This window comes from Dolichospermum sp. FACHB-1250, assembly GCF_014696335.1.
GTDB classification, from domain to species: Bacteria; Cyanobacteriota; Cyanobacteriia; order Cyanobacteriales; family Nostocaceae; genus Dolichospermum; species Dolichospermum planctonicum.
In genome coordinates this window covers 1-20383 of record NZ_JACJPZ010000049.1, presented here as the reverse complement: position 1 = coordinate 20383, position 20383 = coordinate 1, and the positions used below count along the sequence as shown (strand labels likewise).

Genomic DNA, 20383 nt, shown 5'->3' with positions numbered 1-20383 from the left:
ATTAATTCTTAAAAAATTGTGAAAGCCATTACCCTACTTGGTTCTACTGGTTCAATTGGTACTCAAACCCTAGATATCGTCTGTGAACACCCAGATAAGTTCCGCATTGTTGGATTAGCTGCTGGCAGGAATGTGGAGTTATTTGCGGCGCAAATTCGCCAATTTCGCCCGGAAATCGCCGCCATTTCCGCTGCTGATAAATTACCAGAACTCAAAGAAGCCATTAAAGATTTAAATCCCCAACCCATTTTACTGGCTGGAGAGCAGGGAGTGATAGAAGTTGCTCGTTATGGCGATTCTCAAACCGTTGTTACTGGTATTGTTGGTTGTGCAGGTTTATTACCGACTATCGCCGCCATTGAAGCTGGTAAAGATATTGCTTTAGCCAATAAAGAAACTCTGATTGCTGGCGCTCCCGTAGTTTTACCTTTAGTAGAAAAACACGGAGTGAAATTATTACCAGCAGATTCCGAACATTCCGCCATTTTCCAATGTCTCCAAGGTGTTCCCAAAGATGGGTTACGGAAGATATTACTTACCGCTTCCGGTGGTGCTTTCCGAGATTGGCCTGTAGAAAAATTAGCAACGGTAAAAGTTGCGGATGCTCTTAAACATCCTAATTGGTCAATGGGACGAAAAATCACCGTAGATTCTGCAACTTTGATGAATAAGGGTCTGGAAGTCATTGAAGCTCATTATTTATTTGGGGTAGATTATAACAACATCGAAATTGTCATTCATCCCCAAAGTATTATTCACTCATTAATAGAATTACAAGATACTTCAGTTTTAGCCCAACTGGGTTGGCCAGATATGCGTTTACCTTTGCTTTATGCTTTATCTTGGCCAGAGCGAATTTACACTAATTGGGAAAGATTGAATCTAGTCAAATCTGGTGATTTAACTTTCCGTGAACCAGATCATCAAAAATATCCCTGTATGCGTTTAGCTTATGCTGCTGGTAGGGCTGGTGGTTCTATGCCGGCTGTATTAAATGCGGCAAATGAACAAGTTGTAGCGTTATTTTTGGATGAGAAAATTCAATTTTTAGATATTCCTAAATGTATCGAATTTGTCTGCGATCGCCATCAACATGATAACCAACAAAATCCCACTTTAGATGACATTTTAAACGCAGATCAATGGGCTAGAAAAGAAGTTTTTGCGGCCATGGAAAAAGTAGCAACACGACCACAAATAATCTCGGTAGGTTAAAAGTTATGATAGTCCTACACTGCACCGAATAGGATTAGTGTAGGATTATATTTTATGTATTTTCTTGCACATCTATTTTTGAGCAAAATTCTATGAACTTTTGAAAACTATGTAAATGATCTGGGTTTGTTTTAATTCTGGTTAATAATTGTTCAAGATAAAATTTTTCTTGTACTTCTTTTGGTCTAGATTTACTATAGGATAAATTACGTTCTTTGAAAATCTCTCTCAAATAACCTTCATGAAATAAAGCTTTTGTTTTATATCCAAAAATCTCTCGTGTATTTTCTTCGTTTTGTTCAAACTCACTTGCTAAATCTTCAGGATCACTTTGACTGACATCAAAATACTTGATATATTTTTTTTAAATTTCGTTGTTTTGTGGGTTTCTAACAAAAAAGTTTCTATTTCCTAAAAACCAAGTTTCAATACAAACTTTACAAACTTTTTGGATAATAATTTCTAATTGACAATCTTCTGGTAAAGTTTGAAAAGGTTTATTTTGTAAATTGAGTTTAATTTTCTCGAATGCTTCTGCTTTTTTCTCGGAAATAGTCAACCTATCTGCGTCTGTGAATAGCACCAAGTAGTCATATTTTGGTACTTCGTTAATTTCTTGAATAGCATTAGCAGCAACTCGGTAACAGTCAGGAACACCCATATCACTTTCATAATAATAGTTATTCTGACTGACAGTATCAAAACTATCCACTTCCGTTAAATTTGGAAGAAGTACAGATAACCACTTTTTATAAACAATCGCTTCCGTTTTCCCCTCAAATACAAAATAGAAATTCATAATTGTTTTTCGAGAATTTTAGTTAATTGAAGAAATGCTTCTTGTTTAGATTTACCTAAATGATAATCTGACGCATTACGAATATTAATGTGTCCACCTTTACGAGTAACGATTTTCCAATATTCATAAGGAATATTATTGATAATATAAGGATGATGACTGGTAGCTATAAATTGTAAATTTTTATTTTCATGAATTAAGTCATCAGTTAATATATCAATACAATTTATCCCTAAGCTATTTTCAAATTCATCAATTAATATTACAGTTCCCGGAGTTGAAAGATATATTTCACTAATATGAATAAGTGTCCGTAACATACCTGAAGAAATTCTATTTTGTTTAATCCATTTTGGGACAGATTTTTCTTTGATAAAGATAATAATATAAGTAAGAGAACTTTCTACTTGATTGTTTTTGCCTAAAAACTCAATGTCAATTTTGATATCTTCTATCTGTTGAAAGATATCTATAAATCTTGATTTAATTTTATCAAAAACCTCTAATTTATGAAAATAAGTCAGATATAGTTTAGTTAGAATATCTTCATGGCTATTTACTATATTCTCTAAAGTTGTGTATTTATTTGTGAGAGAGTGTAAAGGTTTATTAGATAATATACGGAATCCACAGCTTCTTGTGTGATCATGATACTCTATTTTATTTAAAGCATCATAAGCTTCTTGAATAATACTATCTTCTCTCAATATATAGATCATTGATTGATGTGAAGAAAGCTTGGGCATTTCTTGATCATTAAAAATTATTTTTTCTTGAGTTCGTTCAATTAAAATCTTATTTTTTGAAGTTAATTTTTCATGAACTAATGATGGTTTTTCTATTTCATCTTTATCATCAATAATTAGATCATCAGTTTCAATAGTATCAAAACTACCTTCCCAGATAAATTCAGTACCATTGACAGTGGAAAATTTTATTTTCCATTCAAAGCCATTTATTGCTCCTCCATTAGTAATACGCTTTAAATCAGTAATCGCCCGCAGAATTTGAGTTTTACCTGCACCAGAAACACCTACCAAAAGAGTTAAATTTGATGAAAAATCAACTTCATCAAAATCCCAACCTAAAAAATTATTCTTGAGTCGCAGTGAAATGATTTTCATAACTTAAACAATATATAAATTGTTGATATTATAACTTACTTCCTTTGTTTTTTCCCATTCCCTTGATTAGCCCTCGACTTTAATGTAAACTGTGGTATTTCCTCAGGTTCATCTTCACTCAAACTATACTGTTCACACACAAGACTTAACCGATTTCCCACAGTTGTAACTGCATTCACAGAATGAGTTAAATCACCCTGAAAATAAATTAAACAATTGGTTTGGGGTTTAATTTGTCCAACTTGGCGTTTTTGCGATTTTAGCACTAATTCTCCCCCTTGCATATCCTCTGGTACACGCACATAAAGCACGCTTACAAATGCGGGAGGTTCAACAGTTTTACAATAGGAACGCAAAGACCGATCAATATGGAGATCAACGCGAGAACCTGCTTTCAATAATAAAGGATTCAGATAAAAAGCATTACAATTAGGTAAAAGCGCAAAATCTAAATAAGGCTTAAAATAGGGGAATTTTTGGATAACTTTGCCTACCTCCACAGACAACTTTTTTAGCAAACCCTACTGATAATGGTTTCAATAAATTTTTATCATTTAGGTGACTAAAGACGCGCAAGTGTCAACCAATCCTAAAACCCTGTGTTAAACTGTTTGTTGGCGAACTCAAGGCAATAATTCGGTATTTGAGGAATAAATTAAAATAAATGGTATTAAATATTGCACCATAAAAGCATTATTTTCAGCGCTGGTAAACATTTCAGATTGGTCAATATTTGGAAAAGCCGCGATAAGCTTAGGTTTAAGGTTGAGTTGCGGGGGGAAAGTTAATTAATGGCTGCTCATAAATAGTAAATATTACTTTTTATAACATTTTTTAAACTTCTTTGCACAATTACGATTTTTTGTGTAATGATGAGAGAGTGGAAATTAATTCGGCAGTAATGTTTGTTGTTAGTATTGACAGGCTTTCCCTTTTGGTATATACAGACTTCTCTCCGAAATCTAAATCTCTACAATCTTATGATTTTGGAAATATTCTATGTCAATTTACGTGGGTAACCTCTCTTATGAAGTTACACAAGATGCTCTCAGTCAAGTTTTCGCAGAGTACGGTGCTGTGAAACGTGTTCAACTTCCTACAGACCGTGAGACAGGTCGCTTGCGCGGCTTTGGTTTTGTAGAAATGGGTACTGAAGCTGAAGAAGCCGCTGCTATTGAAGCTCTTGATGGTGCAGAATGGATGGGACGTGACTTAAAAGTGAACAAGGCAAAACCCAAAGAAGACAGAGGTCCTTCTGCTGGTGGTCGTGGTGGCTACGGTGGTGGCGGTTCACGTAACCGTTACTAAGCAGAATTTAGCTGAGACTTTTAGTTATTAAATGCTAAAAAAATTACCTATTCCGTTAGCGGGGTGGGTAGTTTTTTGCTATTAATTTTCTCAACTGGCAATTCAAATCCTGGTAATAGGTCTTCTCCAGAAAGCAATACGGGAAATTGAACAATTTATACAGGTTTTTCCACTCTGTAAATTTCTACTTATTGATTTTGGGGGTCAATTAACCAGCCCAATTCTAAACCATTATTTATATATATATTCCTGCATTTTTTCTGGCAGGGTTAATCAACAGTTTTGAGTCTATCGGTTTTTGATCTAAGTTCAATGATAAAATCGGGAACGAGCAATTCTAAAATAACTAAAATAACTAAAATAAAACATGATTAAATTTGGAAAATGGATGCTCTTGGTCAAATATTAGTGGTTGTATATACACAATATAATAATGAGATTAGACTTATTTCTACTCGCTTACAACCATCCTTCCCTCTAGGAGTCGCTGCAATTTGAAGAATTTTGAATTTACAAAGGTAAGTAAATTATGCTTCAAGCCTTACCAAAAATAGTAACTTTTGCAGAATTTATAGAATGGCTACCTGATAAGGGACGCTATGAATTACATGATGGAGTAATAGTTGAAATGAATCCACCGGTAGGTTTTCATGAAGATATTATTTGCTTTTTAGCTGAGAGAATCACGGCTGAGTATTTACCCTTGAATCTACCTTATGGAATCCCAAAAACTACTTTTGTTAAACCACCAGGAAGCGAATCTAGTTATTTACCAGATGTGTTAGTAATCAATAGAAACATTTTAGCGAATGACCCAAACTGGAGAAAATCAGCAGTAATTTCTGACCCTGATTCTATTCCTTTAGTTATTGAAGTTGTGAGTACAAATTGGCAAGATGATTATTATAAAAAACTGGGAGATTATGAAAAATTAGGTATTCCTGAATATTGGATTGTGGATTATTTAGCACTGGGAAGTAAAAGGTTTATTGGTAGTCCTAAACAACCAACTATTTCCATTCATCAACTGATAGAGGGAGAATACCAAGTTAGTCAATTTACAGGTAGTGAATTGATCCTATCATCAACTTTCCCAGAATTAAAGTTGACTGCTGAACAAATTTTTAAAGCTGGTAATTTTGATTAAACCTTGCTCTTGTTCCTAGTCAGAGACTAGGAATGCAGTTGATGAGGCCCTGCCTCAAGTGGCAGGACAAGATCGGATAAAATGGCTTGTATTCTGGGAAATCCTATAAACTGATTAACCAGTGACAGATCGAGTCAACTTGAGTATCATTTGTCATATTAGCAGCATTGCTCAATTTACCAGATTCTAAATTATTCCATATTTCTTCAGCCATACGTTTTTCAATAGCTGCACCAATGAAAAATGTATGTGGTGACAAATCAACTTGAGAAAATGCCTTCCATATTCGAGATAAAGCAGTTCTCGCTGTTTTCCAGTGTTCATCAGCACCAGCAGGATCAATTCCTCCTTTTAATTCTCCCAGTGTAATATAAAGATTGGGAATTTTATAAATTGTTGGAGAAATTTGTTGATAACCACAGTTGAAAAGACAAACATCAATATTACTTTTCACTAAAGGAACTGTAATATTATAAATTATTGTTCTATTTTTGTTGCCAATAGACCAACTTAAACCCTTCACATATAAATCTATTCCTGCATCTTCTTCTGTCATCGGAATCCATGTTTTAGTTGTAGAATGTAACCAATAATAAGAAATATTAGCAAGTGCAAGATTAGCCAAAATTGCGCGAGTGAATTTACGCTGTGCTAACACTCCACCCACATTTCTCATTGAACCACCTAGCGTATCTCCTCTTGTTAACAAAAATCTATAAACTAATTCTTCTATAAAATCTGAACCTGCTGGTTCTAAAAACTCCTTAATTAATCCTTGGATAGCTTGTATTTTATCCTGTGGCTGTAAATAACCTCTCGCTTTATCAGAAATTCCAGATGCAGCTAATAAAGCAGGTTGTATTTCTACCAGATTAATTAAATCAGCAGGACTATTAACTTGAGAAGCAATAGTTTTTAATACTCTTGCTTGATCAATCAATGGTGTAGCCCGACGGTTTCTTTCAATAGCTAAAGCAACAAAACCAGCTCTAGTTTTTTCATAAGCTGTTACTAAATCAAGACCTGTATTTAAATGATTTTTATATGCCAATTTTAATTACCTTAATTTGATGAAATTAAACTTTTCTCCAAACATAAACGCATTTTCTCAGTGCATCACGTCCATGTAGCCCCATTTGCTGGCTACTATTGCCTTTAGTATTGGGTAAAACTAAAATATTTTCTACTTTAAATCCCAGATACTCAGCTATATTCGATAAAATCATATCCACTGAAATACTCACACCAGCATAACGCACATTATCATTAATCATAAACATCAGCCCTTGTGGTTTCATGACTCGATAACATTCATAAATTATGCAAGCCATTTCATAAAAATAACCTTTTACCATTCTCGGAATACTATTATTATTTAATTGTTTTTTGGATTTTTGTTCTTCCAAATATTGCAAAATAACTTGGAGTAATTTCTGTTTATCTGTAGCCAAAATAGCATTTGACCATTGAGAATTAATTGCTAATAGATCTTTCGGTCTATTCTCAACTGTACAACTTAACATTTGTTGTCTAAAATTGACTATTTCCTCTTGTCCTACTCCTAACAAAGCGAGTTCTAAAGCATAAGTTCTAGTGTAATCATAACGGTTGCAATAAGGAGGAGAAGTAAGAATTACATCATAATAAGAATTTGGCAATTGTGGCATTATATCTAAGCTAGAACCTGTAAACAAACGAATCCCACCTTGTTTAGTTTTACTGGGAAAAAGTTCACCTTGTTGACTACCAGTTTGAATATCTGCTAAAATTTCCGTAATTTTAATACTAATTGCCTGTTTAAAGCTGAGAATTTCTCCTTTGTTAAAAGGTATATTACCTTGTTGACGACTAGAACGATAATCCCAACGTAAATATTGCCCATCTTTGCGAGTGTAACTAATTGCTTCCAAAACACATAATAGTGCAAATTGTAATACTTGCTTGACTCTGCAATTTTCATTTTGGTAAGCACCGATATATTTTTGAATTTCGTTTAATGTCTCTTGAGGATATGCACCTGTCGTAATTTTTATTTCTTGAATATTTTGTTGAGTCTTTGATTTCTCCCAAGGACAATTTTTAGACCAATATAAAATTTTTGTGAAATCATCTGCTGTAAATTCTTGTTCTAAGATGAGCCTAGTATTTATAATTTCTTTTCCAATAGGGAGTAATTCAATTCCATCAGCATTTAATCCTATATTACTAGCTGCAAATAAAGTTGTTCCACTACCAGCAAAAGGGTCTAATATTTCGCCAGATTCGATTATATATTTATCTAGTAAATATTCTACCAATGAAGCAGAAAAAGCTTCTTTATATTTGTACCATCGGTAAATAGGTTTAAGTTTATTAGCCTGAAAACTAACAATCTTCCGGTTGAGAACATCTTCTATGCAGAATTTATCAGCAAAGTGCTGGTATATTTGGGTGTTAATATGTTCAATTTCAATATTTTGTGTTTGATGATTTGGTATTTGAGGTTCTAATTGTTGAAAATCAAGCATTATTTAAAGTGATCAAAAATATTAGCAGACATTTTACATCATAGCGTAAAAAAATTACCCCTCTATCTAATCCTAGAGGGGCTAAGACGTAAGGTGTTAATAATAACTCGCTGATTTGCGATGATGTATCGCTGTGACACCATCTTGATTTAAGACTTTACCATCATCAACAGTCGCATAAACTAACCAATGATCACCAGCTTCCATGCGACTTTGTACGGAACATTCTAGATAAGCTAAAGCACCATTGATAATAATACCTCCATTGTTGGCTTCTTGAATGTCTAAACCCGCAAATCTATCTTGTCCGGGAGCATAAACCTTCATAAACTGCTTACGGATTTCTCTCCCTTCCGCTAAGATGTTAACGACAAATTTGTTATTGGTGTGCGTCATGTTTTCCATAGCCCGGTCTTTAGCAACCGCAATAGTTAAACCTGGCGGATTAAAACTAGCTTGTGTCACCCAAGAAGCTAACATTCCCGTTTTAACATCTCCTTGAGTTGCTGTAACTACACACAAAGAACCAACTATGCGCCCCACGGCTTGTTCTACATTTGTAGCAGGTTGTTTAGCTACAACTAATCTTTTCGCCGCTTTTTTCAATGCTTGAGCAAAATCGGTTCCCGCTTCTTCGCAGGTTTGTAAGGTGACTTCATTGGGTTTGAATTTGACGCGAATGGTGTCAAAACCAAATCTGTATCCTGCGTCTTTAAGTTTACTTTCAATTAAATCAACCGCTTCCCCACTCCAGCCAAAAGAACCAAATACCCCCGCTAATTTATTATTAGTCGCAGTTGAGAGGACTATTCCTAAAGCTGTTTGCACCGGTGTGGGTGCGTGTCCTCCTAAGGTGGGAGAACCTATGACAAAACCGGCGGATTTTTCCACAGCAGCTTTGATTTCTTCGGGTTCGGTAAATTCGCAGTTAATGGCCTCGACACTCACACCAGCCTTAGTGATACCGCGAGCGATCGCTTGTGCTAAAGTTGCAGTATTACCATAGGCTGAGGCATAAATTAAAGCCACGGTCATATCAGCGGAGGTTTGCTGTTTAGTCCATTCTCTGTAACCCTTGGTAATATCAATTAAACCATAGCGCACAATTGGACCATGACCCGTAGCGTACATTCGCACGGACAAATCTGCTAATTTCTCTAAAGCTGTTTCGACTTGTTTAGCGTGAGGTGCCATTAAACAGTCAAAATAATAGCGTCTATCCTCATTAAACACCTCCCAACCTTCATCAAATACCTGGTCTGAGCAAATATGCGCCCCAAATAGTTTATCAGAAAATAATATCTCTGTTTGCCGGTCCCAGGTACAAAGTTCGTCAGCGTAACGGGGGTTAGGAGTGGGAATAAATTGTAAATGGTGTCCTTTACCTAAATCAAGGGTATCTTCCCCCCGCATAACCAGAATTGATAAATCCTGATTTTCCAAAGCAGCGCGTAAATTTATCGCTCCGGGGTTAGAACAAACAAAGGTAATTTGAGGAGCAATTTCCAGTAAAGCTTTTAACGTCGCAGCCCGGTTAGGGTTAACGTGACCAAGGATCACATAATCGAGATTTTTGACATTAAACCGCTGTTGTAAAGCTTGGAGGTAGATTTCGGTAAAAGTTTCGCCAGGGGGGTCAATAAGGGCATTTTTATCGCCTTGGATGAGATAAGAATTAGCCGTTGTTCCCTTAGCTAAAGCATATTCAATTTCAAATCTTAATCTGGCCCAACTGCGCGATCGCAATATTATGGTATCTGTACCAATGGGCAATATTTGTACATCACGGGGTTTAGTTTCTGACATGATACTTTATCTCCTTGATTTCTGAACATAACTCTACTTCTCTCTTTTCCCACTTGTCCCACCCCCTAACCCCCTCCCCGCAAGCGAGGAGGGAGGACAAGAATTAGGATTGGGTACGTAATAATTTTTCATATTTTGCTGTTGCTATTTGACTTAATTTAATGTATTAGTTTTTCCCAGAGTTCAGGTCGGCTTTACTAAGAAAGAATGTAAAGACGTTCCATGGAAGGTCTCTACAACGGTTTTGGAAACCACATATTTCCCGGATATGTCTAATCTATTAGTTTTTCCCAGATTTTAGGTGGAAAAATTTATCCTAGCTAATCGTCTCCACTGCCTTGGCAACGCGGGTTTTTAATGCTATGTTTTGTTTAGCTTTTTTAGCTGCAACCATTGCACCCAGGGCTAAAGAGCCTACTAATACTGAGTACGGAGAGGTTTCAAAGGGAACAGGGACAGGGGAGGCATCGAAGAAACCATTCGACCGATACACATGATGGTAGTGTGTATCTTCCTCGTAAAAATAACCAGAACCAAGTTTCGTCCATACGACTGTTTCAGGACCAAATTCGGTCGGTCTTGTCGTATGGTAAGTCAAGGTATTAAACCATCCATTATCCCGACCCAACCAAGGCTCGCTTACTATACTGAAGTCGGTTATCTGATAACCCATTCTGATACCACTAAAAGCTACTATTTTATTATTCTCAACACTTAATTTTCCGCTAGATTGACCAGTAAAGCCAGACTCACAAGAGCTGGTGCATCCGTAACTCCAGTTCCATGTCTTTACAATAGCCTGTGCTGGAGATGCAATACTGGAGATGATACCAGCAACAGCACTACTAATAACTAATGGCAAAAAAGATTTCGACAAAGATTTTGTTTTCATAGAGTTTGTTTTCCTGATAGTTAGGATTGTTCCACAAGAATACTTATATATTGCTTTTGTTTATAACAACACTTCCGTGACAAATCTTCATCTATAACTAACTTTTGTGTCATAGTTTTTAACCCAGACAAAACCCTCTTATCCCCCTCCTCACTTGCGGGGAGGGGCTAGGGGTGGGGTTTTAATAATGATTCCCGACTTTCCGGTGGTGTACGGCTGTCATGGCATCGGGATTTGATACTCTACCGGCGTAGGCTGTGCTGTATACTGCCCAATGATCACCACAATCCATGCGGCTGACTACTTCACATTCTACGTAAGCTAGGGCATCTGTAAGTATAGGTGCGCCATTTTCCGCAGGTTGGGTTTTCACTCCTTGAAAACGATCAGCACCGGGGGCAAATCTTTTTAAGAAATGTTTCATTAATGGTTGATAGTTGCCTTCTTCGAGTATATTCAGAACGAAGCGATCGCCTACTTGCATCAGTGATTCTATCGCTCGATCTTTGGCGACTGCGATGGAAAATCCCAAGGGTTTAAAGCTGGCTTGACTGACCCAGGAAGCTAACATGGCGCTGGATACGTCGTCTTTTTTGGCTGTGATAATATATAAACCGCCGCTAATTCTGCCCAAGGCTTTATCTAAATCAGCCGCAAGAGATTTCATGGCTTTGATGCTTTTATCTCTTGTCACCCATTGTCCTAAGTCTGTACCCGCTTCTTCACACTTTTTATAGGTGTTGGCTGTGGGTGTTTCCCGAATTTCAATGACGGGGAAAGCGATATTTAAGCCTAAAGCCCGGAATTTATTTAATATGGGATAGGTAGGTTCATCATCTCCTCCACCGGTTTCAAAAATACCAATGGCTTGTTTTTCTTTGGCGGAACCTAAAACGGTGCTGAGTGCCGCTTGAATGGTAGAATTACCTGATACTGGAGGCATTCCTACTACTAAACCTGTACAACGTCCTACCAGTTCCCGGAGTTCTTGTAGTTCGTTAACGCTGGCTAAATCTACTATTTCGACAGGGACACCAGTTTTTGTAATCCCATTAGCGATAGATTGGGCTATTTGCGTGCCAAAACCGTACTCGGAGACGTAAAATATGCCTACGGGGGTTTCGGCTTTGGTTTGTCCTTGACTCCAGTGGCGATAACGGCTTGTCAATTCTTCCACATTGTGGTATAATAGGGGTCCGTGACCGGTGGCAATCATGCGAATGGTTGTTAATTCTGCCATACGCTTCATTGCGGACAAGACAGAACGGGCATTTGGTCCCATCAAACAATCATAGTAATATTGAAAGTCGGCTTCTATGGCTGCTAAGTCGTCATCAAAGGTACTTTCTGAGCAGTAATGTAAACCGAAAGCGTCGCAGGTGTAGAGAATTTGGGTTTTGTGGTCGAAGGTGAAAATGGTATCAGGCCAGTGTAAGTTCGGAGCAATGACAAATTCTAATTCATGGCCATTGCCTAATTCCAAGCGATCGCTATTTTTAACAATTTTACGCTTAAATGGTTGGTGTACCAAATCTTCTAAAAACTGAATTGCTACTTTTGACGCAACAACGGTTATATTCGGAGCGAGTTGTAATAAATCTTTTACTAGTCCACTGTGATCTGGTTCAGTGTGACTGACAATCAAATAGTCAATATCTTGGGGATTAATTAAACCAGTGAGGGTATCAAAATAAAGTTGGCGAAATTTTTCATGGGAGGTATCAACTAGGGCTATTTTCTCACCACGAATTAGAAAAGAGTTGTATGTTGTGCCATTTTGCAAACCAAACTCAATATCAAAGCGATCTCTGTCCCAGTCTAAAGAGCGAATCGCTGTAGTATTTTCACTGATATCTATGGTATTTATAGTCAAACGCTTTTTTAACTTTTCTGTGAGCAATACCATAACGCCCCTCCTAAATAAATTGAGTATTTATGCCTTTCTCCTATTGTGGCACAGGTTTATTATTAATTAATATTAAAAAACCTATAGTTCAGTTAAGAAAATTAAAACATTGGCAAATCATTCTCCTGCAAAAAATCAACAGCATCTTTCCTTAGCATTAATAATTGGTAATTCCCGTGTTCATTGGGGATTATTCATAGATAAAACCCTATACCTAACTGGGAATACATTTCATCCATCTGCATTTATTATCCAACAATTAGCGCAATTTCCAACATTAGATAATTGGTTGAGAGTGATTTCTTTACCTGGGGATATTCTTCCTATTTCCCCAGATTATCCTGTGCCTGTGATTTTTGCTTCTGTTGTTCCCCAGCAAACCGCACTTTGGCAAATTTACCCCTATTTGCGTCTAATTACCTTAGCAGATGTACCATTACAGAGAATGTACCCGACATTAGGAATTGATCGCGCTTTAGCGTTATGGGGTGCAGGGATAACTTGGGGATTTCCCACATTAGTAATTGATGGCGGTACAGCATTGACTTTTACAGGTGTAGACGGTCATAAATGTTTACTTGGGGGAGCAATTTTACCGGGTTTGGGGTTACAATTGAGCAGTTTAGGACAAAAAACGGGACAATTACCATTATTAGAAACTAGTTTAATCACCAATTTACCACCACGATTTGCGATGAATACATCAGAGGCTATTGCAAGTGGAGTAATTTACACTTTATTAAGTGGGATAAAAGATTTTATTGAGGCTTGGTGGGGGTTATTTCCTGATAGTCAGATGATCATAACTGGTGGTGATAGTAAGTTATTAAAAAACCATCTTGAGCAACAATTTCCAGAGATAGCAACCCGATTAATTGTAGATAATAGTTTAATATTTCAGGGAATTGGAAATATAATAGAGCAGTTTCCGATATGATAAGGTATAGATATTAATTTAATAATAAAAATCTTGTGGTGCGGGCATCTTGCTCGCCAAAGGTGTACCTCATGACATTAATATAGCAGATTATAATCGCTGTACCACTTTTGATCATGCAGAGCTGAAAAGGCTTAACTAAAAATCCCGGCTAACCACCGCCCTGTCATGCCATAATCAACTAAACATATAGCAGGTGTTGTCCAGAGTTGAGTTTAACTGTTAATCAAATTTTTCAAGTCGGTGTTTAGATGACGATTACAAAAAAGCAATTACCAAATTTCTGGAAATTTACGAAGAATCCCAGCCTATCTCAGCGATTAATGCAGATTGGTCTGGGTATAACTCTCTTTTTCATCTTCTTAGCCTTTTTTGCTCCTATTTTTCAAAGTTGGGGCTGGTTACAAAACCCTAAGGAATTTCTTTCTCACCCTATTCATCAAGCACCTTCCGCTCAACACTGGTTTGGAACAAGTCGTTTAGGTTATGATGTCTTTTCCCGTAGTGTGTTTGGTGTTCAAGCTGCGCTACAAGTTGTGACTTTAGCAACATCTTTGAGCATGATCATCGGTGTACCTTTGGGGATGGTAAGCGGTTATTTGGGGGGAAAATTAGATAAAGCTCTATTATTCCTCATGGATAGTATTTATACTTTACCAGGTTTATTACTGTCAGTAACATTGGCTTTTGTGGTGGGAAGAGGAATTTTAAATGCAGCGATCGCTATTAGTATAGCCTATATCCCCCAATATTATCGGGTCGTTCGTAACCATACAGTCAGCGTCAAAACTGAAGTATACATTGAAGCGGCACAAGCAATGGGCGCTTCTACTTGGGTTGTCTTATCAAGATATCTGTTTTTAAATGTCATTCAAAGCGTACCTGTTCTATTTACTCTCAATGCGGCAGATGCTATCTTAGTTTTAGGCGGGTTAGGATTTTTAGGGTTAGGATTACCTGAAGAAGTACCAGAATGGGGATATGATTTAAAACAGGCTTTAGAAGCATTACCTACAGGCATTTGGTGGACTACTCTATTTCCTGGTTTAGCGATGACTTCTTTAGTGGTTGGATTATCATTACTTGGTGAGGGATTAAATGAATTTGTTAATCCTCGTCTCAAAAGAAAGAATAATTGACAATTGACAATGGATAAGTAACAATTGGCAATGGATAAGCAACAATTGACAATGAATTAAAAACAATTGACAAATAATAACCTGAGAGATGATTGTGAACGATAATATTACATTAATTGCGGCTGCTACAGGTGGATTAGTGCTTTCTTTAGCTTTATCTGGTATTTTAAAAGGTAGTCCAATTACAGATTGGCAACAGGTACATAAAACTTCATACCCATTTGCAAAGGTACAAGTTATCAGCAAAAATCAATAGAAGTGGGAATAGGTAATTGATAACGGACAACGGATAACGGACTAATGACAAAACAAGTAATTGGTATTGATTTAGGAGGAACTGGGATTAAGTTGGGACGTTTTACAGCAAATGGTAACTGTTTGCAATCTTTATCTGTAGATACTCCCCAACCTGCAACACCTGAAGCTGTATTATCGGCTATAGTAGATGCTATAGCGGAAATTGACCCTAATCAGGAAACTATCGCTATCGGTTTAGGTACTCCTGGACCTGCTGATGCTGCGGGAAGAGTTGCCAAAGTTGCTATTAATCTGGTAGGATGGGATAATGTACCTTTGGCAGATTGGTTAGAAGCTAAAACTGGTAAACCGACAATTTTGGCTAATGATGCTAATTGTGCTGGTTTAGGAGAAGCTTGGTTAGGTGCTGGCCGCAATTTCCCCAATTTGATTTTACTGACTTTGGGGACTGGAGTTGGTGGGGCAATTATTCTCGATGGTAAATTATTTGTGGGACATCAAGGAGCAGCAGCAGAATTAGGTTTAATTACCTTAAATCCTGATGGACCAATGTGCAATAGTGGCAATCAAGGTTCTTTAGAACAATATACTTCCATTGCTGCTATCCGTCGCCGTACAGGCAAAGAACCAGCGGAGTTAGGCGCACTTGCCAAAATTGGAGACCAAAAAGCCTTGACTTTCTGGCAAGAATATGGTAGAGATTTAGGAAGAGGTTTAACAAGTTTACTCTATGTGCTGACACCCCAGGCAATTATTATTGGTGGTGGTGTGAGCGCGAGTTTTCAGTTTTTCTTACCTGCATTACAAGCAGAAATCGAAAAACGGGTTTTACCAACTTCCCGCGCAGGGTTACAAATTCTTCCAGCAGAATTAGGAAATGCAGCGGGAATGGTGGGTGCTGCTAAATTAGCATTGACAATGCTAATAATGGAAAATTAAGATACTTTGACTGGCTTTGGTATATTCGTAGTAGAATGGGTTTGAGAAATAGCAGCGGTTATAAATCCTTTAAATAAAGGATGGGGTGCGTTGGGGCGAGATTGAAATTCGGGGTGAAATTGACAAGCGATAAAAAATGGGTGTTTGGAATATTCGACTATTTCCACTAGTCTACCATCGGGAGATGTACCGCTGACCAAATAACCAGAATCTAATAACTGGTTTCGGTAAACATTGTTAAACTCATAACGGTGACGGTGGCGTTCATAAATAACTTCTTCTTGATAAAGTTGGAAAGCGAGAGTGTTGGGAAGTATCCGACAGGGATAAAGTCCCAAGCGCATTGTTCCGCCTAAATCTACTACGTCTTGTTGTTCCGGTAAAAGATTAATAACCGGATCATTGGTGTTTGGATCAAATTCAGCACTATTGGCATGAGATAGACCTTCGACATTTCTAGCCCATTCAATCACAGAACACTGCATTCCTAAGCATAACCCTAAAAAGGGAATTTGCCGGTCGCGGGCGTATTTAATGGCCGCAATTTTCCCATCTATGCCTCGACTACCAAAACCGCCGGGAACTATGATACCATCTACACCGGATAAATAGTTTTCTGCTGGTTCAGTTTCCAGGGCTTCGGAATTTACCCACCGCAGACGCAAATCACCGTGGGTAGCAATAGCCGCATGACGTAAGGATTCAACTACGGAAAGGTAAGCATCACTTAACCGGACATACTTACCAACAATGGCGATTTCGACGCTGTATTTGGGAGTATACATTCGTTCTACCATAGTTTCCCATTCTTGTAAATTGGGTTGACGTTGTTCCATTTGCAACAAATCAAGGACTTGTTCTGCTAGTCCTTCCCGTTCTAAAATTACTGGTACTTCATAGATACTACGAGCGTCTGGGGCAGGAATTACGCATTCTACAGCTACGTCGCAAAATTCTGATAACTTTTGTTTCAAACCTACAGGAATGGGGCGATCGCTGCGACATACTAGAATATCTGGTTGAATGCCAATTGATCTCAATTCCTTAACAGAGTGCTGAGTGGGTTTGGTTTTCATTTCCCCTGCTGAAGCAATCCAAGGCAATAGAGTAACGTGCATATATAGAACATTGCGCCGGCCGACTTCCTTGCGTAATTGACGAATTGCTTCTAAAAACGGTAGTGATTCAATATCACCCACCGTACCGCCAATTTCTGTAATTACCGCAGAAGGATTAGTTTCTTTAGCAACTCTGACAATTCGGTCTTTAATTTCATTGGTAATGTGGGGAATTACTTGAACAGTGCCACCATTATAGTCTCCTCGGCGTTCCTTATTAATAACCGACTGATAAATCAAGCCAGTAGTAACACTGTTTAGGCGAGACATAGATGTATCCGTAAACCGTTCATAATGTCCCAAATCCAAATCCGTTTCTGCACCGTCTTGGGTAACAAAAACTTCCCCATGCTGAAAAGGACTCATGGTGCCTGGATCAACGTTAATATAAGGGTCAAGTTTGAGAATGGAAACGGAATAATCCCGGGATTTGAGCAAACGACCCAGACTTGCTGCTACAATGCCTTTACCAATACTGGAAACAACGCCTCCAGTCACAAAGATAAACTTAGTCATAGTATTTTCAATTGCTAGTAACTTGTAAAAATAGATTTTCGTCCCTAGTGAGAATTTGTGTAGACGATTTTAGAAGCTTGTATGCGGGATGAATTGACGTTTTATTTCATCTTCCCCATTTTGCCACAGTTCCTACTCTGAAAACCCTTGTATTTGTCCATGAAAAAACTTTTAGGATTATTAGGATTAGTATTATTTAATTTTTTATTCACCTCCTGGGTTGCATTAGCGCGAGAATCACTTTTAGTAGTTTTTCCCCCCACAAACTACCAAACCAGCACAGAAAAAATATTTTTTATTGGTACTGCGCCACCGGCAGGACAAGTTTTAATTAATGGTAAAGTGATTAAACGTAGCCAGTCTGGGCATTTTTCCCCCAGTTTTCCCTTGCAATTAGGAGAAAATATATTTAAAGTCCGTTACCAAAATCAAGAACGAGAGCTTAAAATTAACAGGGTATCTACTCAACCTGAGTTACCCCAAGGTTTAGGCTTTGCCAAAAACTCCTTGACTCCTGCTGTGGATATTGCCAGATTACCAGGAGAATTAATTTGTTTTAGTGCAGTTGCGCCGCCTCAAGCTACTATCTGGGTTAATCTGGTAAATCAAAATCTAGTAAATCAAAATATTGCCCTTTTACCTCAACCATCATTTGCACAATTACCTCCTAATTCGAGTATTTTAACAGGTTTCAATCAGCCTAATCGTTCTAGTCTTAGCAAATACCAAGGTTGTACAACAGTCACAAATGCTGCTGATTTAGGAAAACCTGAATTTAATTTACAACTGAATGATCAAAGAATAACTCAAACTGGGTTAGGAAAAATCGAAATTCTGTCCCCAGCACAGTTAGCAGTTGCAGAAATTACATCAGAATTAGGCGTAACTCGCACAGGACCCGGTACAGATTATTCACGACTGACTCCCTTACCTAAGGGGACTATGACGACGGTAACGGGTAAAGAAGGTGAATGGCTGCGTTTAGACTATGGCGCTTGGATTAATAGCAAAGAGACTAAAATTATAGCAGGTGCTGTTGCACCACAGACAGTGATTCGCAGTGTGGGCTATCGGCAACTAAATACAGCCACAGAGATGATTTTTCCTTTAGAAATTGCTGTTCCTGTGAGTGTAGAACAGGGAAATAATTTCTTGACTCTCACCCTTTACAATACTACTGCCCAAACAGATACAATTCGCCTAGATGATAACCCCCTCATTTCTCGCCTAGATTGGCATCAGGTAAGCCCTCAACAGGTGAAATACACCTTTAACCTCAAAAATATCCAACAGTGGGGTTATAAGCTGAGATATGACAATACAACTCTAGTTTTAACTTTACGTCATCCCCCCCATTTTCCCCAGATCAAACGCCGACCTTTATCTGGTATCAAGATTGTACTTGATCCAGGCCATGGTGGTAAAGAATCTGGTGCTAGTGGACCAAATGGGTATTTAGAAAAAGATGTGAATTTGGTAATTTCTAAATTGCTGCGGGATGAATTGGTGAAGCGCGGCGCTAAGGTGGTAATGACTAGAGAAGATGATCGAGATCTATCTTTGGTGGAACGTCAGGTAATTATTAATACAGAAGAACCAGCGATCGCTCTTTCCATCCATCATAACTCTTTACCGGATAATGGTGATGCGGAAAATACTAAAGGATTTGGTACTTTTTGGTATCATCCCCAGTCCCACAGCATGGCGGTATTTTTGCAAAATTACGTAGTTACCAATCTCCGTAAACCTAACTATGGTGTATTTTGGAATAATTTAGCTTTGACTCGTCCCAGTGTTGCACCTGCGGTATTATTGGAGTTGGGTTTTATGAGTAATCCCTATGAATTTGAGGAGATAGTTAATCCCCAAGCACAGCGGAAAATGGCGCGTACCTTAGCTGAGGGGATAACTAAGTGGTTTAAAGAGATTTATCTAACCACAGAGGCACAGAGAACACGGAGGTAAGAGGTAAGGTGGTCTGGTTTGGCTAGGTGTCAAAATGTCACCGCAGCAGCTTTGACATTGATATTTATCTCTTTGAACAATGTAGTTTCTGACTTCTGGAGGTATGGGAATGGGTGCGGAATGTGGGTTATATTGATTGACGAAATTCTTGAAAATCTTGGTTGACTTTTTGAGAGTAGTAAACTGCATATTCTAAAATAGAATTATGCCAGGAAGATTGACCAAAATTAATTAATTCATCAGCAATTGCAGAACCTTGTCTCCCTCCACTGCGTAATTGGTCCCAAGCTGTTACTTGAGCCATTGTTTCAATTAATTTTTGCAAACGCCCTAATTTTCTATCCCAAGCTTGTAGATTTACTGCATCTTCTTCTGGTTGTAATTCTCGTAAAAGATAGGATTTATCACTATCATTTATTGCTTCTAATAATGCTGGAGAAGTTCCTTGTAAACGTTGTTGAATAGCGACAACTCTTTTAGCTGGAGTTTCCCATTGTGGCTGAGAAACTGGTAAATAAGGCTGTAAAGAACTGGATTGAGTTTCTTTAAAATCTAGTAAATAATTTTCATCGGGAGAACCATTACCTTCTACCAAAATGATATAACCCACATTCCGCACCCTGAACTGTCACAGATCAAAAAAGCAGAGATAGTAGTACATAATAACTAACGATCAATTAAAGAGAAATAAGCTTAATGAGAATACATATCATTAAAAGGGGGGTGGTGTGAGAAAGTAAAGTTTCCTAAGGAGTCCGAATTCAAGATGATTAAAAAATTTATTATTCAGAAAGCAAGAAATGAGAG

The 20383-nt window shown here is 37.7% G+C and carries 17 protein-coding genes and 1 pseudogene; 8 read left to right on the top strand and 10 right to left on the bottom strand.

Going from position 1 to position 20383, the window contains the following annotated elements; genetic code table 11:
• The first annotated feature begins 18 nt into the window (after positions 1 to 18).
• Positions 19 to 1215 carry a 1-deoxy-D-xylulose-5-phosphate reductoisomerase gene (locus tag H6F39_RS16125; protein WP_190372236.1) on the top strand — a complete coding sequence of 399 codons (1197 nt, stop codon included), beginning with the start codon at positions 19 to 21 and terminating at the stop codon, positions 1213 to 1215.
• Positions 1216 to 1579: 364 nt separating this feature from the next.
• Here H6F39_RS16125 and H6F39_RS16120 read toward each other — a convergent pair whose 3' ends face one another.
• From H6F39_RS16120 to H6F39_RS16110, 3 genes and pseudogenes are all read right to left on the bottom strand, one after another.
• Complete coding sequence (locus tag H6F39_RS16120) at positions 1580 to 2014, bottom strand: hypothetical protein (protein ID WP_190397028.1); 435 nt, start codon at positions 2012 to 2014, stop codon at positions 1580 to 1582.
• Complete coding sequence (locus H6F39_RS16115) at positions 2011 to 3138, bottom strand: AAA family ATPase (protein ID WP_190397027.1); 1128 nt, start codon at positions 3136 to 3138, stop codon at positions 2011 to 2013. The genes H6F39_RS16120 and H6F39_RS16115 overlap by 4 nt, the downstream gene beginning before the upstream one ends.
• A 35-nt stretch (positions 3139 to 3173) precedes the next feature.
• Positions 3174 to 3626: pseudogene (locus tag H6F39_RS16110) on the bottom strand (2OG-Fe(II) oxygenase); the annotation flags it as partial.
• A gap of 511 nt (positions 3627 to 4137) precedes the next feature.
• Here H6F39_RS16110 and H6F39_RS16105 point away from each other — a divergent pair.
• Positions 4138 to 4446 carry an RNA-binding protein gene (locus H6F39_RS16105; RefSeq protein WP_190397026.1) on the top strand — a complete coding sequence of 103 codons (309 nt, stop codon included), beginning with the start codon at positions 4138 to 4140 and terminating at the stop codon, positions 4444 to 4446.
• Between the two features lie 529 nt (positions 4447 to 4975).
• On the top strand, positions 4976 to 5593 hold the full coding sequence (locus H6F39_RS16100; protein WP_137907266.1) for a Uma2 family endonuclease: 618 nt from the start codon (positions 4976 to 4978) through the stop codon (positions 5591 to 5593).
• A 103-nt stretch (positions 5594 to 5696) separates the two neighbouring features.
• On the opposite strand, the gene H6F39_RS16095 is transcribed toward H6F39_RS16100, so the two are convergent.
• The 5 genes from H6F39_RS16095 to H6F39_RS16075 all read right to left on the bottom strand — a co-directional run bounded on the left by H6F39_RS16095 (position 5697) and on the right by H6F39_RS16075 (position 12704).
• The gene (locus H6F39_RS16095) at positions 5697 to 6644 is read right to left on the bottom strand and encodes an AvaI/BsoBI family type II restriction endonuclease (protein WP_028091570.1); all 948 of its coding nucleotides are present in this window, start codon (positions 6642 to 6644) and stop codon (positions 5697 to 5699) included.
• Between the two features lie 25 nt (positions 6645 to 6669).
• Entirely contained in the window at positions 6670 to 8100 is a 1431-nt protein-coding gene (locus tag H6F39_RS16090) for a DNA methyltransferase (protein ID WP_137907265.1), read from the bottom strand.
• 96 nt (positions 8101 to 8196) lie between these two features.
• Positions 8197 to 9906: a diflavin flavoprotein gene (locus tag H6F39_RS16085; RefSeq protein WP_190397025.1), complete on the bottom strand. Its 1710-nt coding sequence runs from the start codon at positions 9904 to 9906 to the stop codon at positions 8197 to 8199.
• Between the two features lie 316 nt (positions 9907 to 10222).
• Complete coding sequence (locus tag H6F39_RS16080; protein ID WP_190397024.1) at positions 10223 to 10798, bottom strand: hypothetical protein; 576 nt, start codon at positions 10796 to 10798, stop codon at positions 10223 to 10225.
• Between the two features lie 181 nt (positions 10799 to 10979).
• Complete coding sequence (locus tag H6F39_RS16075; RefSeq protein ID WP_190372760.1) at positions 10980 to 12704, bottom strand: diflavin flavoprotein; 1725 nt, start codon at positions 12702 to 12704, stop codon at positions 10980 to 10982.
• A gap of 109 nt (positions 12705 to 12813) precedes the next feature.
• Between H6F39_RS16075 and H6F39_RS16070 the strand changes: the two genes are divergently transcribed.
• From H6F39_RS16070 to H6F39_RS16055, 4 genes are all read left to right on the top strand, one after another.
• On the top strand, positions 12814 to 13641 hold the full coding sequence (locus tag H6F39_RS16070; RefSeq protein ID WP_190397023.1) for a pantothenate kinase: 828 nt from the start codon (positions 12814 to 12816) through the stop codon (positions 13639 to 13641).
• 251 nt (positions 13642 to 13892) lie between these two features.
• Complete coding sequence (locus tag H6F39_RS16065) at positions 13893 to 14780, top strand: ABC transporter permease (protein WP_137907257.1); 888 nt, start codon at positions 13893 to 13895, stop codon at positions 14778 to 14780.
• A gap of 94 nt (positions 14781 to 14874) precedes the next feature.
• Positions 14875 to 15036: a hypothetical protein gene (locus H6F39_RS16060; RefSeq protein ID WP_168358792.1), complete on the top strand. Its 162-nt coding sequence runs from the start codon at positions 14875 to 14877 to the stop codon at positions 15034 to 15036.
• A gap of 44 nt (positions 15037 to 15080) precedes the next feature.
• A complete protein-coding gene (locus H6F39_RS16055) occupies positions 15081 to 15977 on the top strand; it encodes an ROK family protein (protein ID WP_137907256.1) in 897 nt (298 codons plus the stop codon).
• On the opposite strand, the gene H6F39_RS16050 is transcribed toward H6F39_RS16055, so the two are convergent.
• On the bottom strand, positions 15974 to 17611 hold the full coding sequence (locus tag H6F39_RS16050) for a CTP synthase (RefSeq protein WP_137907255.1): 1638 nt from the start codon (positions 17609 to 17611) through the stop codon (positions 15974 to 15976). The two genes, H6F39_RS16055 and H6F39_RS16050, sit on opposite strands and share 4 nt — an antisense overlap.
• Positions 17612 to 17770: 159 nt before the next feature.
• On the opposite strand from H6F39_RS16050, the gene H6F39_RS16045 reads away from it, so the two are divergent.
• Positions 17771 to 19576: an N-acetylmuramoyl-L-alanine amidase gene (locus H6F39_RS16045; protein ID WP_190397022.1), complete on the top strand. Its 1806-nt coding sequence runs from the start codon at positions 17771 to 17773 to the stop codon at positions 19574 to 19576.
• Positions 19577 to 19703: 127 nt separating this feature from the next.
• Here H6F39_RS16045 and H6F39_RS16040 read toward each other — a convergent pair whose 3' ends face one another.
• Positions 19704 to 20186 carry a DUF2252 family protein gene (locus H6F39_RS16040; protein WP_370539400.1) on the bottom strand — a complete coding sequence of 161 codons (483 nt, stop codon included), beginning with the start codon at positions 20184 to 20186 and terminating at the stop codon, positions 19704 to 19706.
• Positions 20187 to 20383: the final 197 nt, after the last annotated feature.

What these genes read in the sequence shown, in the direction of transcription:
- H6F39_RS16085 (WP_190397025.1), bottom strand. Translation starts at nt 9,906, where the DNA reads ATGTCAGAAACTAAACCCCGTGATGTACAAATATTGCCCATTGGTACA.
- H6F39_RS16105 (WP_190397026.1), top strand. Translation starts at nt 4,138, where the DNA reads ATGTCAATTTACGTGGGTAACCTCTCTTATGAAGTTACACAAGATGCT.
- H6F39_RS16065 (WP_137907257.1), top strand. Translation starts at nt 13,893, where the DNA reads ATGACGATTACAAAAAAGCAATTACCAAATTTCTGGAAATTTACGAAG.
- H6F39_RS16100 (WP_137907266.1), top strand. Translation starts at nt 4,976, where the DNA reads ATGCTTCAAGCCTTACCAAAAATAGTAACTTTTGCAGAATTTATAGAA.
- H6F39_RS16080 (WP_190397024.1), bottom strand. Translation starts at nt 10,798, where the DNA reads ATGAAAACAAAATCTTTGTCGAAATCTTTTTTGCCATTAGTTATTAGT.
- H6F39_RS16115 (WP_190397027.1), bottom strand. Translation starts at nt 3,138, where the DNA reads ATGAAAATCATTTCACTGCGACTCAAGAATAATTTTTTAGGTTGGGAT.
- H6F39_RS16045 (WP_190397022.1), top strand. Translation starts at nt 17,771, where the DNA reads ATGAAAAAACTTTTAGGATTATTAGGATTAGTATTATTTAATTTTTTA.
- H6F39_RS16050 (WP_137907255.1), bottom strand. Translation starts at nt 17,611, where the DNA reads ATGACTAAGTTTATCTTTGTGACTGGAGGCGTTGTTTCCAGTATTGGT.
- H6F39_RS16120 (WP_190397028.1), bottom strand. Translation starts at nt 2,014, where the DNA reads ATGAATTTCTATTTTGTATTTGAGGGGAAAACGGAAGCGATTGTTTAT.
- H6F39_RS16090 (WP_137907265.1), bottom strand. Translation starts at nt 8,100, where the DNA reads ATGCTTGATTTTCAACAATTAGAACCTCAAATACCAAATCATCAAACA.
- H6F39_RS16055 (WP_137907256.1), top strand. Translation starts at nt 15,081, where the DNA reads ATGACAAAACAAGTAATTGGTATTGATTTAGGAGGAACTGGGATTAAG.
- H6F39_RS16075 (WP_190372760.1), bottom strand. Translation starts at nt 12,704, where the DNA reads ATGGTATTGCTCACAGAAAAGTTAAAAAAGCGTTTGACTATAAATACC.